Origin of the sequence: Mesorhizobium sp. M7A.F.Ca.MR.362.00.0.0 (assembly GCF_004023175.1) — a bacterium.
In the GTDB taxonomy this organism is placed as follows: domain Bacteria; phylum Pseudomonadota; class Alphaproteobacteria; order Rhizobiales; family Rhizobiaceae; genus Mesorhizobium.
In genome coordinates this window covers 1-11,858 of sequence record NZ_RZTF01000053.1, presented here as the reverse complement: position 1 = coordinate 11,858, position 11,858 = coordinate 1, and the positions used below count along the sequence as shown (strand labels likewise).

The following is an 11,858-nucleotide window of genomic DNA, read 5'->3' as shown; positions in this document are numbered from 1 at the left end:
ATCTCGTCATGGCCCATGCGGCAGGTGCCGACCGGATGGTGGTCGGTCTTGGAACTGCGGCAGGCATAGTCGAACAGCTCGTCGTCGCTGGCGAGTGACGGGCCGGGCAGAACCTCGCGCAGCACGTAAGGGGCAAGCGCCTTCTGCCGCATGATCTCGCGGGCCAGCCGCAGCCCCTTGATCGACATGGCGCGGTCATAGGGATCGGACCAGTAGTTCGGATCAATCAGCGGGTGGTCGGCCGGGTCGGCGCTCTTCAGCCGCACCGTGCCGCGCGAGCGCGGCCGCAGGAAAGCCGAGTTCAGGGTGACGCCGGGGTTTTTCAGCTTCTCGACGCCGGCTTCGATGCCGGAGCCCAGACCGAGATGAAACTGGATGTCGGGCGAGGCGGCTGTCGGGTCGGCGTACCAGAAGCCGCCGGTCTCGAACAGGCTGGAGGCCACCGGCCCCTTCTTCAGCAGCAGATATTGCAGGCCGGCCCAGGCCGTGCGGTGCAGCTTGGCGTAGTTGTCATAGGTGTGATCGCCGGTGCATTCGGCGATGACGAACAGATCGAGATGGTCCTGCATGTTGGAGCCGACGCCGGGCAGGTCGTGCACCGGCGTGACGCCGACCGACTTCAGATGGTCCGCGGGGCCGATGCCCGACTGCATCAGAAGTTTCGGCGAGCCGATGGCGCCGGACGAGACGATCACCTCGCGTTCGGCGCGCAGGATTTTCTTCTCGCCGCCCGGCCTGTCGACCACCTCGACGCCGATGGCGCGGCCCTTCTCGACGACGATGCGCGTCACCAGCACATCGGTTCGGACGGTCAGGTTCTTGCGGGCGCGGATCGGCTTCAAATAGGCGACTGAAGCGGACGAGCGCCGGGCATCCTTCTGGGTCAGCTGGTAGTAGCCGACGCCTTCTTGGGCAGCGCCGTTGAAGTCCGGGTTGAAGGGGATGCCTATCTCCTGGCCGGCACGGAAATAGGCTTCGCAGATCGGCAACGGCGCAATCGGGTTCGAGACGCCGAGCGGCCCCTGGTCGCCGTGAAAATCGTTGGCGTAGCGCTGGTTGTTCTCAGCGCGTTTGAAATAGGGCAACACATCGCGATAGCCCCAGCCGGCGAGGCCCTCTTCCTTCTCCCAGGCGTCGTAGTCGCGGGCGTTGCCGCGTGTATAGATCTGGGCGTTGATGGACGAGCCGCCGCCGACAACCTTGGCCTGCGTGTACCAGAAGACGCGATCCTTCATGTGCTTCTGCGGCACGGTCGACCAGCCCCAGGAGGCGATGCCTTTGGTCATCTTGGCGAAGCCTGCCGGCATGTGGATGTAGGGATGCCAGTCCTTACCGCCAGCCTCCAGCAGCAGGACCGAATTTGCCGGATTCTCGCTCAGCCGGTTGGCCAGAACGCAGCCGGCCGGACCGGCGCCCACGATGATGTAGTCGGTCATGACACTGTCCACTTACAGCCGCGGCACGGAGAGCGCACCGTCGACATTGATGATCGAGCCGGTCGAAAAGCCGAGTTTTCCGCCAGCGAGTGTTGCCACCACCGCGCCGATGTCCGATGCTTCGCCCCAGCGCTTTGCCGGCACCAGACCGCCGTCGATGAGGGCGTCATATTTGGCGGTCACGCCTGATGTCATATCGGTGCGGATGATGCCTGGCCGGACCTCGAACACGCCGATATTTTCGGGCGCAAGCCTAAGCGCCAAGTTCTTCACCCACATTGAAAGGCCGGCTTTCGAGATGCAATAGTCCGGCCGCTCCGGCGATGCCATTTCGGCGCTGACCGAGGTGATGGTGATGATCGACCTCTGGTGATCGCCTGGCGCAGCCAGCATCGCCTTGGCCACGGCTTGGCTGAGGAACACGGTGCCGCGCAGATTGATGCCGAGCGTGCGGTCGAAATTCTCCGGCTTGAGGTCCAAGAGGTCACCGCGCACCACGGCGCCGACGCCGGCATTGTTGACCAGGCAGTCGATGCGGCCGAAGGCGTTCGTTGCGGCGGCGACGAGGGCTGGATGGTCGTCGAGGTTGGCGATGTCACAACGCATATAGGTGAATTTTGAGCCGCGGGCGGCAATGGCGGCGGCAAGTTCGTCTGGAGCTTGGTCAGCAAGATCGGCGACCAGAATATCGAAGCCAGCATCGGCCAGCGCCTCGGCGCATGACAGTCCGATGCCGCGCGCGCCGCCGGTGACGATCGCGGAGGGGCGGGTCATTGGAGCTTAGCCTTGCGGATGTCAACGCTGCCCCTCATCGCCCTGCCGGGCACTTCTCCCCGTATAGTGACGGGGAGAAGTACGCTGTTATCGGCGGTTTCGCCAATCTCCAGCGTTGCAGAAAGAGCGCCGCGGTTGCGGCTAGCGGTCTTCTCCCCGTTCACGGGGAGAAGGTGCCGGCAGGCGGATGAGGGGCGGCGGCAACCGATCATGATAGTTCGCTCTTGCGAATATGCTCGGCCACCAGCAGCGCTTGTGCCGCGATCGACAGCGCCGGGTTCACAGCAGCCGAGTTCGGCAAAAAACTGCCGTCGACGACGAACAGGTTCCGGTGGTCGAAGGAGCGGCAGTAAGGGTCGAGCGCCGCCGTCGCCGGATCGTCGCCCATCTTTATCGTACCGCATTGGTGCGACGGCGTGCGTTTGTCGAAGGGGCGCGACAGCACTAGGGGATAGCCGCAGGCGCGGAAGTTCTCGCGCATCACCTTGGTCAGCCCGTCGAGCGACCGCATGTTGGAGCGCCGCCATTGCATGACGATGTCCTTGCCGTCGACCATGATGCGGCTTTCAGGATCGGGCAGATCCTCGCACATCAGGTACCAGTCGACGGCGTGGCCGGCCATGAAATCGAGCGCGAATCCCGGCGTGTATTTGACATTGGCCCGCAGCATGTTGCCGTCGATCTTGCCGAGCAACTGGACGTTCCCCAGCGGCTTGCCGCCCTTGCCGTCGGACAGGTAATAGTCGTTCAGCATCAAGGTCTTCTGATAGACGGCATCGTTGCGGCGGCGCGGGTCGATCGCCAGCATGGCGCTGGAATTGTGGTTCATGAAATTGCGGCCGACCTGGTCGGAGCGGTTGGCTAGGCCTTTGCCATCCGATGTGGGCGAGCGCAGCAGGATGACGGCGGAGTTGACCGCGCCGGCCGAGAGGATGACCAGCTTCGGCGATACTTTCTTCAGCTCGCCATTCTGCCGGTAGTGAATGGCTGATATCGTCGTGCCGTCTGGCGAGGCTTCGAGATATTCGACGTAAGCGCCGGTCTCGAGCTTGATGTTCTGGTCGGTCAGCGCAGCCGTCAGCGGACCCGTCTGCGCGTCGACCTTGCCCTGGCCGGTGTTGGGAAAAGCATCCCAGCCGGTCTTGCCCTCTTTCAGCCAGGTGTCGATGTCGACGCCGAGCGGCAGCGAGGCTGGATGCAGGCCGAGGCCCTTCAGCTCGGCGCGGGCGCGGGCGATCGGTGCCTCGTCGGGCACCGGCTTGTAGGCGTAGGGGACCGAATGGAACGGCTCGGTCGGATCCTCGCCCAGTGCACCGCGCACGCGAAACAGCTGTTCGGCTTTCGAATACCAGGGCTCGAATTCGTCATAGGTGAACGGCCATGCCGGAGAGACGCCGCCGAAATGCTCCATGGCCGCAAAGTCCTCCTTGCGGTAGCGGATCAGCACCGCGCCGTAGAACTTCGAATTGCCGCCGACATAGTAATAATTGCCGGGGTTGAAGGCGGCGCCGCCGGCCTCACGCCACATCTCCTTCGGCCTGTAATGGCCGTCGACGAAGATCGAGCGCGTGTCGCGCGCGTGCGGCGTCGCCGGCAACGGCTCGCCGCGCTCCAGCATCAGGATCGAGGCGCCGCTGCCGGCAAGGCCGGAAGCGATCGTAGCGCCGCCGATGCCGGAGCCGATGATGACGATGTCCGGATTTGTCATGGCCTAAATCGCGTCCCGACGCGCTTTAGTTTTTTGTTTTGATGCATGTCGTTGCCCCAAAACCGGATCCACTTTTGGGCGACATACATTAGCGAATACGGGTCTCGGTCGCCGGGTCGAAGAACACCGCCTTGGTCAGGTTGAAGGCAAGCGGCGTGTTGGTGCCCGGCTGGATGTTGGCGTCGGCGCGCAGCCGCGCCACCACGCCCTTGCCGCCGAGATTGGTGACGGCGAAAGTGTCCGAGCCGGCCGGTTCGACGACCTCGATGTGACAGTCGGCGGTGGCGATGTGCGAGGCGTTGCGCTCGGCACCTTCCGGATCGGTCAGGGCTTCGGGACGGACACCGAAGATGATCGGCTTGCCCTGGAATGCCGACAGGCCGGCCGGTGCATTGGCCATCGGCAGCGAGATCGGCTCTCGTGTTTCGCGCTGCAGCACGACGGACAGCGCGTTGCCTGACGTGCCGATCGTCGCCGGGATCAGGTTCATCGCCGGCGAGCCCATGAAGTCGGCGACGAAGAGGTTGGTCGGATTGTTGTAGATTTCAGCCGGGGTGCCGAACTGCTGCACCTCGCCATCGCGCATGACGGCGATCTTGGTGGCCAGCGTCATCGCCTCGATCTGGTCGTGGGTGACGTAGACGATGGTGGTGCCGGTGGTGGCATGCAGGCGCTTGATTTCGATGCGCATGTCGACGCGCAGCTTGGCGTCGAGGTTGGACAGCGGCTCGTCGAAAAGGAACAGTTTGGGGTCGCGCACCAGCGCCCGGCCCATGGCGACGCGCTGGCGCTGGCCGCCCGAAAGCTGGCTCGGCTTGCGCTGCAAGAGGTGGCCGATCTGCAGCACCTTGGCCACCTTGTCGATCGCCTTCTGGCGCTCCGCCGCCGGCACGCCGCGCATCTCCATGCCGAAGGAGATGTTTCCGGCCACCGTCATGTTGGGGTAGAGCGCGTAGCTCTGGAAAACCATGGCGATGTCGCGCTTGGAAGGATGCAGATCGTTGATGGTGCGGCCGTCGACCCGGATTTCGCCCGAGGTGATCGTCTCCAGGCCGGCGATGGTGTTGAGCAAGGTCGACTTGCCGCAGCCGGAAGGGCCGACCAGCACCAGGAAGCCGCCTTTCTCGAGCTCGACATCGATCCCCTTCAGGATCTCGACCTGGCCGAAGCGCTTCCTCAAACCATCAATTTCCAGAAAAGCCATCGGATTATCCTTTGACGGCGCCCGCCATCAGACCGCGCACGAAATAGCGGCCGGCGAGCACATAGACGAGAAGGGTGGGCAGTGCCGCGATCATCGCGGCGGCCATGTTGACGTTGTATTCGACGACGCCGGTCGACGTGTTGACGACGTTGTTGAGCGCCACCGTCATAGGCATCGCGTCGCCAGTGCCGGCGTAAGCCGAGGCGAACAGGAAGTCGTTCCAGATGTTGGTGAACTGATAGATGACGGTGACGACGAAGATCGGCATCGAGTTCGGCAGCATGATGCGGCGGAAGATCTGGAAGAAGGATGCGCCGTCGACCTGTGCCGCCTTGACCAGTTCGGTGGGGAACGCCTCGTAGTAGTTGCGGAAGAACAGCGTGGTGAAGCCGATGCCGTAGACGACGTGGACGAAAACCAGATTGACGGTCGGATTGCCGAGGCCAAAGCTGGTTCCCGTTGCATTCTGCAGCGTGACCCCGAAGCGGCCGAGGCTGCCGAGGATGGTCGCCATCGGCAGCAGCACCGACTGGAACGGGATGAAGCAGGCGAACAGCATCAGCCCGAACACCAGCGTTGCGCCGCGGAAACGCCATTTGGTCAGGACGTAGCCGTTAAGCGCGCCGAGCATCGTCGAGATCAGAACGGCCGGGATCACCATCTTGATGGAGTTCCAGAAATAGCCCTTGATGCCGGCGCAGGTGAGGCCGACGCAGGTCTCGCCCCAGGCCCAGCCAGGGGTCGAAGGTCGGCGCCCTGGGCAGCGCCAGCATGTTGCCGTTCTGGATCTCGTCCATGGTCTTGAACGAGGTCACCAGCATGACGAACAGCGGCATCAGGTAGAACAGCGCAAACAGCGCCAGCAGCCCGTAGATGACGATGCGGTTGATAACCTTGACGTTGACGCCGCCGGAGGCCTGGCGGGCGGGAATGGTGACGGCGCTCATCGCGGCTTCTCCCGCAGTTCCGAATAGAGATAGGGCACGATGATTGCGACGATGGTCATCAGCATGATCACCGCACTGGCCGAGCCGACGGCCATTTCGTTGCGCTTGAACGTGTACTCATACATGAAGTTGGAGGGCAGCCAGGCCGAGCCGCCGGGGCCGCCGCTGGTCAGGGCTACGACCAGATCGTAGGACTTGATGGCGAGATGCGCGAGCACGATGAAAGCCGACAGGAAGATCGGCCGCAGCAGCGGGATGACGATGCGGCGGTAGAGCTGGAAGGTGGTGGCGCCGTCGATCTGCGCCGCCTTCATGATCTCGCCGTCGATGCCGCGCAGGCCGGCCAGGAACATCGCCATGATGAAGCCGGAGGCCTGCCAGACGCCGGCAATGACCACCGTGTAGATGACGAAATCCTTGTTCTTGATCCAGTCGAAATGGAAGCTCGTCCAGCCCCATTGATGCAAGGTCTGCTCGAGGCCGAGGCCGGGATCGAGGAACCATTTCCAGGCGACGCCGGTGACGATGAAGGACAGCGCCATCGGGTAGAGATAGATCGGCCTCAGCACGCCTTCGCCGCGGATCTTCTGGTCGAGCAGGATGGCCAGGAACAGGCCGAGCGCCAGGCAGATGGCGATGTAGAGGAAACCGAAAATACCCATATTGGTGATCGACGTGTACCAGCTCGACGGCGGGTCGGTGTCGAAGGTCCAGCCCCACAGCCGCTGATAGGCGCGCGAGCCGGTCAGGACATAGGATGGAAAGGTCTTGGAATTGGTGAAGGACAGATAGATCGTCCACAGGATGAAGCCGTAGACGAAGACGATGGTGATGGCGAAGCTGGGCGCCAGCACGATCTTCGGCAATGCGTCCTGCAGGCGTGAGCGCACCGAGGCGCGTGGCCGCGCATGCTCCGGCGTCAGCTTGATCTGGCTTGTCGCTACCGTGCTCATGGGGCTCCTCCCGTCGACTCGCGGCCAACCAGCTTCGCGGATCCAAGTTCGCGGATCTGGGCCTTCCCCGCCGGAGCGGGGAAGGCGTTTTTGGCGCGTGGCGCTTACTTGGCGTCGTCGATCGCCTTGACCAGCTCGGTCACGGCCTCGTCCGAGGTCTTGATCTGACCATGGACGAATTTGGAGACGACATCCTTATAGGCATTGGCGACCGCCGGGGGCGCGCCATAGCCCTGGGCCAGCGAGCCGAACAGCGTGCCGCCTTCGTTGGCTGCCTTCAGGTCGGCGATGCCCTTCTTGCCGCAAGCGTCGAAGTCGGTGTCCGGAACGTCGGTGCGGGCCGGAACCGAACCCTTGACGACGTTGAAGGCCGACTGGAAGCTCTTCGACAGGGTGGCGGTGGCCAGCGCGACCTGGGCGGCCTTGCGGTCGTCCGGAACGTTGAACATGCCGAACATGTCGGAGTTGTAGATCACCGAGCCGTCGGTGCCCGGGAAGCGATAGCAGAGGAAGTCGGTGCCCGGCGTTTTCTTGGCGGCGTTGAACTCGCCCTTGGCCCAGTCACCCATGACCTGCACCAGGGCGTCGCCCTTGATGACCATGGCGGTGGCAAGGTTCCAGTCGCGGCCGGAAAAGTTGGGGTCGACATAGGTGACGAGCTTGGCCAAATTGTCGAACGACTTCTTCATCGTGTCGGACTTGAGCGAGGCGTCGTCGAGGTCGTTGAAGGCCTTCTTGTAGAACTCAGGTCCGCCGGTCGACAGCACGACGGAGTCGAACATGGTGGCTTCCTGCCAGTTCTGGCCGCCGAGAGCGAGCGGGATCACCCCTGCCGCCTTGGCCTTGTCGAGCAGGGCAACGAAGTCGTCGAAGGTCTTCGGCTCGGTGCCGCCGATCTTGTCCAGGACGGCCTTGTTGATCCACAGCCAGTTGACCGAGTGAACGTTGACCGGCGCCGCGACCCACTTGCCGTCATAGACCGAAAACTTCTGCAGGGCTGCCGGAACGGACTTGTCCCAGCCTTCCTTCTTCGCCGTTTCGGTCAGGTCGCCCATGACGCCGGCAGCGGCGTAGTCGAGCACGGTATAGCCGAGCATCTGCGAGGCGGTCGGATAATTGCCGGCCGCGACCATCGCCTTCAGCGCGGTCATGGCGGCATCGCCGCCGCCGCCGGCCACCGGCACGTCCTTCCAGGCATAGCCTTCCTTGGCCAGATCGCCCTTAAGGACGTTGAGAGCAGCCGCTTCGCCGCCCGACGTCCACCAATGCAGCATCTGCACTTCCTTGACGTCCTCGGCGTGGGCCGCGAAAGCCAGGCCGGATGCGAGAGCGGTTCCGATAAGCAGTTTGCGCAACATGTACTACCTCCCTTGTTGCATTACACGACCGGTGAAGCCCACCGGGTTCTTCTCAACTCAGCCGACCCACCACCCGGTGCGCAGGCCGCGATGAAACTGGATTGTCTTTTCCTCGGTATAGTCCTCGACGGCGCGTTTGCCGAGTTCGCGTCCGAGACCGGACTGCTTGTAGCCTCCGAAAGGCAGCTCGGGATAACCTTCCATGAATGTGTTCACCCAAACGGTTCCCGAACGCACTCCACGCGCGACCGACATGCAAGTGTCGATGCTGGCGCTCCACACGCCCGCCGACAAACCATAGGGCGTGTTGTTGGCGATGTGCAACGCCTTTTCAATCGATTCAAAAGTCAGCACCGAGAGCACCGGTCCGAACACTTCCTCGCGCGCTATGGCCATCTCCTCGGTGACGCCGCGGATGATGGTGGGATCGAGGTATTGGCCGACATTGGAGGCCAATTGCTTGCCTCCGCTGTAAACCTGGCTGCCGTCGCCTTCAGCGGCAGAAACATAGCCGGCCACCTTCTTCAGATGGCCGGACGAGATCATCGCGCCGACCTTGGTTTGGTCATCGAGCGGATCGCCGACCGTGACCCTGGCGGCAAGCGCCTTGACGGTGCTGAGAAAATCGTCGGCGATCGCCTCATGAACGATCAGCCGGCTCCCGGCATTGCAGCACTCGCCGGCATTGAAGAAGCCGCCGAACACCGCCGCATCGGCGGCCGCTTCGAGATCGGCGTCCGGGAAGACGATCTGGCCGTTCTTGCCGCCGAGCTCCATCGAGACTTTCTTCAGCGACTGCGCGGCGGACGCCATCGTCATCTTGCCAACGCGGGTGGAGCCGGTGAACGAGACCATCTCGACCAGCGGGTGGCTGACCATCGGCGCACCGACATCGGCGCCAAGCCCGGCCAGGATATTGACGACGCCGGCGGGCAGGCCGGCCTGCATCAGGATATCGCCGAGCACGAAGGTCGAGGCCGAGGTCATTTCGCTCGGCTTGACCACCGCCGTGCAGCCGGCGGCGAGCGCGAAGGGCAGTTTCTGGCTGACGATCAGGAACGGGAAATTCCATGGGGTGATGATCGAGACGACGCCGATCGGCTCGCGCAGGACGACGCCCAGCATGGCATCGCCGAGATTGGCGTAGGATTCACCATGCAGCGTGCGGGCAAGCGAGGCGGCATAGCGCCAGATGTCAACGGCGCCGCCGATCTCGCCGCGCGCCTGGGCGACCGGCTTGCCGGATTCCAGTGCATCGAGCCGGGCGATGTCTTCCAGCCGGCACTCGATCAGGTCAGCCGCCTTGAGCAGGATCGCGGCACGCTCAGCTGCCTTCATGCGCGGCCATGGACCGGTCTCGAACGCCTTGTGGGCGGCCTGCACAGCGGCTTCCACTTCGGCCTCGCCGGCCTGTGCGTAGTGCGAGACGGTGAAGCCGTGGCCGGGGCTATTTCGAGCAATCGTGCGGCCGTCGCGGGCATCGACATGCCTGCCGTCGATCAGCAGCCTGTAGGCTTTCGGTGCCGCAGCCGCCTCGGCCGGCATGGCGATCTTGAGTGGGGCGTTCATCTGTTTTCCTCTAGGATCTCGAAAAGGCCGGCTTCTGCTTGGCCTTGAAGGCATCGACGCCGGCCTTGAGATCTCCGGTCAGGGCGATGAAGCCGCTGGCCAGCGCTTCGGTGGCGGCGGCACTTTCCTCGCCTTCGGCGACCGCGATCATCAGCTTGGCGGCTTCGGTCGCCAGCGGGCCGCGCTCGGCGATCTTTTCCGCCCACGCCCTTGCTTCGTCGTATGCCTTGCCAGTCGCGACCACCCGGTCGACGGTGCCCAGAGCGAGTGCCTCGGGGGCGAGAAAGATCTCGCCGCCGAGCGCCATCCGGCGCACCGTCTGCGTGCCGAAGCGGCGCACGGCGCGTTGCGTGCCTGACCAGCCGGGCACGACACCGATCGAGGTTTCGGGGAAGCCCAATTTTACCTGTGTTTCGGCCACGCGGAAGTCGCAAGCCACAGCCAGTTCGAGCCCGCCGCCCAGTGCATGGCCCGACAAAACGGCGATGGTCGGCTGCCGCAGCCGCGCCAGCCGGTCGAAGACGCGGTGGCCGTAGCGTACCCATTGCACCTGGAAATCGGCGGCACTCATCCGCGCCCAGGCTTCAACATCGCCACCGGCGCAAAATCCCTTGCCTTCGCCGCGCAGCAGCACGACGCGGACGCCCTCGGCCATCTCGGCCGCGTCAAGCGCCGTCTCCAACGCGCGCAGCATCGGAATGTCCAGCGCGTTGAATTTCTCCGGCCGGCGCAGCGTGACGACGCCGATGGCGCCGTCGGTTTCAAAGGTGACGAGGTGCTCAGCCATGCGCGCCTCCAAGCGAGGCGCCGCCATTCAGCGACAGGCCTATCGGTTGCTCCTGATAGAGGGCTGCCGGTGTCGTCTTGAGGTCCTTGGCAATGCCCAACGGAATTTCCGACTGCGCCAGCACATCGCGCTGCAGATCGATGCCGGGTGCGAGTTCTGTGACGACCAGGCCCTCCGGCGTCAGCCTCATCACGCAGCGTTCGGTGACATAGGTGATGTCCTGTCCCTGCGCGACTGCGCGCTTGCCCGAAAACGAGATGTGCTCGACTTCGTTGACCACCTTCTTGACCTTGCCCTCCTGATCGATGCGGATGCCGCCATCGGCCAATGAGAGTTTTGCCCCGGCGTTGAAGAAGCCGGAAAACACGATCTTCTTCGCCCGCGCGGTGATGTCGACAAAGCCGCCGGCGCCAGCCGTGACATGCGGGCGCGCCGAAAGCTTCGAGACATTGACCGAGCCATGGCGGTCGATCTGCAGGAAGGACAATAGCGAGGCGTCGAAGCCGCCCGCCTGGAAATAGATGAACTGGTGCGGCGAGGGCATGAAGGCGTCGGCGTTCGACGAACAGCCGAATTTGAAGTCGAGCAGCGGCACGCCGCCGACCGCGCCCTGTTCGATCACCCAGGTAATCTTGCCATGCTGTCCTTCCTCGAGAAGGATGCGCGGGACATTGGCGGAAATGCCGAAGCCGATGTTGACGGCCATGCCGTCGCGCAACTCCATGGCGACGCGGCGCGCGATCACTTTCTGGACGTTCATCTCCGGCGTGCGGAAGCTCGACAGCGGCCGGAAGATTTCTCCGGAGATCGCCGGGTCATAGGGTGTCAGCGTCGTCTGCAACTGGTCGGGCGCGACGACGATATGGTCCACCAGGACGCCCGGCACGCGCACGTCATGCGGTTTCAGCGTACCGTTTTCGACGACGCGCTTGACCTGCGCGATAACGATGCCGCCATTGTTACGGGCGGCGAGCGCCTGTTCGAGGCCACCGAGATAGGCGCCCTCATGCTCGTAGGTGAGGTTGCCGCGCTCGTCGGCCGACGTGGCGCGAATGATCGAGACCTGCGGCACGATGGAGCGAAAATAGAGCCATTCCTCGCCGTCGAACTGCTGCACCGAAA

The 11,858-nt window shown here is 63.7% G+C and carries 8 protein-coding genes and 2 pseudogenes; all 10 read right to left on the bottom strand.

Translation table 11 applies throughout. The features are described 5' to 3' along the window. Positions 1 to 1,436, bottom strand: a pseudogene (locus tag EOC06_RS10115) (GMC family oxidoreductase); the annotation flags it as partial. A gap of 12 nt (positions 1,437 to 1,448) precedes the next feature. Further along, the gene (locus tag EOC06_RS10110) at positions 1,449 to 2,210 is read right to left on the bottom strand and encodes a 3-ketoacyl-ACP reductase (RefSeq protein ID WP_128307659.1); all 762 of its coding nucleotides are present in this window, start codon (positions 2,208 to 2,210) and stop codon (positions 1,449 to 1,451) included. A 208-nt stretch (positions 2,211 to 2,418) separates the two neighbouring features. Next, positions 2,419 to 3,918 carry a GMC oxidoreductase gene (locus EOC06_RS10105; protein ID WP_128307658.1) on the bottom strand — a complete coding sequence of 500 codons (1,500 nt, stop codon included), beginning with the start codon at positions 3,916 to 3,918 and terminating at the stop codon, positions 2,419 to 2,421. A gap of 88 nt (positions 3,919 to 4,006) precedes the next feature. Beyond that, positions 4,007 to 5,122 carry an ABC transporter ATP-binding protein gene (locus EOC06_RS10095; protein WP_128307657.1) on the bottom strand — a complete coding sequence of 372 codons (1,116 nt, stop codon included), beginning with the start codon at positions 5,120 to 5,122 and terminating at the stop codon, positions 4,007 to 4,009. Positions 5,123 to 5,126: 4 nt separating this feature from the next. Further along, positions 5,127 to 6,069 (bottom strand): annotated as a pseudogene (locus tag EOC06_RS10090) (carbohydrate ABC transporter permease). Beyond that, complete coding sequence (locus tag EOC06_RS10085; protein ID WP_024502750.1) at positions 6,066 to 7,022, bottom strand: carbohydrate ABC transporter permease; 957 nt, start codon at positions 7,020 to 7,022, stop codon at positions 6,066 to 6,068. The pseudogene EOC06_RS10090 and the gene EOC06_RS10085 overlap by 4 nt, the downstream one beginning before the upstream one ends. Before the next feature lie 104 nt (positions 7,023 to 7,126). Next, complete coding sequence (locus EOC06_RS10080; protein ID WP_032900903.1) at positions 7,127 to 8,380, bottom strand: ABC transporter substrate-binding protein; 1,254 nt, start codon at positions 8,378 to 8,380, stop codon at positions 7,127 to 7,129. A 57-nt stretch (positions 8,381 to 8,437) separates the two neighbouring features. Then, complete coding sequence (locus EOC06_RS10075; RefSeq protein WP_128307656.1) at positions 8,438 to 9,949, bottom strand: aldehyde dehydrogenase family protein; 1,512 nt, start codon at positions 9,947 to 9,949, stop codon at positions 8,438 to 8,440. Positions 9,950 to 9,959: 10 nt separating this feature from the next. After that, positions 9,960 to 10,736 carry an enoyl-CoA hydratase/isomerase family protein gene (locus EOC06_RS10070; protein WP_128307655.1) on the bottom strand — a complete coding sequence of 259 codons (777 nt, stop codon included), beginning with the start codon at positions 10,734 to 10,736 and terminating at the stop codon, positions 9,960 to 9,962. Then, the coding region (locus EOC06_RS10065; RefSeq protein ID WP_128307654.1) for a malonate decarboxylase subunit alpha at positions 10,729 to 11,858 on the bottom strand (1,130 nt) is incomplete at its 5' end. The genes EOC06_RS10070 and EOC06_RS10065, both read right to left, overlap by 8 nt.

Excerpts from the sequence above, each read along its gene's own strand:
- EOC06_RS10110 (WP_128307659.1), bottom strand. The coding sequence starts at position 2,210 with ATGACCCGCCCCTCCGCGATCGTCACCGGCGGCGCGCGCGGCATCGGA.
- EOC06_RS10105 (WP_128307658.1), bottom strand. The coding sequence starts at position 3,918 with ATGACAAATCCGGACATCGTCATCATCGGCTCCGGCATCGGCGGCGCT.
- EOC06_RS10095 (WP_128307657.1), bottom strand. The coding sequence starts at position 5,122 with ATGGCTTTTCTGGAAATTGATGGTTTGAGGAAGCGCTTCGGCCAGGTC.
- EOC06_RS10085 (WP_024502750.1), bottom strand. The coding sequence starts at position 7,022 with ATGAGCACGGTAGCGACAAGCCAGATCAAGCTGACGCCGGAGCATGCG.
- EOC06_RS10080 (WP_032900903.1), bottom strand. The coding sequence starts at position 8,380 with ATGTTGCGCAAACTGCTTATCGGAACCGCTCTCGCATCCGGCCTGGCT.
- EOC06_RS10075 (WP_128307656.1), bottom strand. The coding sequence starts at position 9,949 with ATGAACGCCCCACTCAAGATCGCCATGCCGGCCGAGGCGGCTGCGGCA.
- EOC06_RS10070 (WP_128307655.1), bottom strand. The coding sequence starts at position 10,736 with ATGGCTGAGCACCTCGTCACCTTTGAAACCGACGGCGCCATCGGCGTC.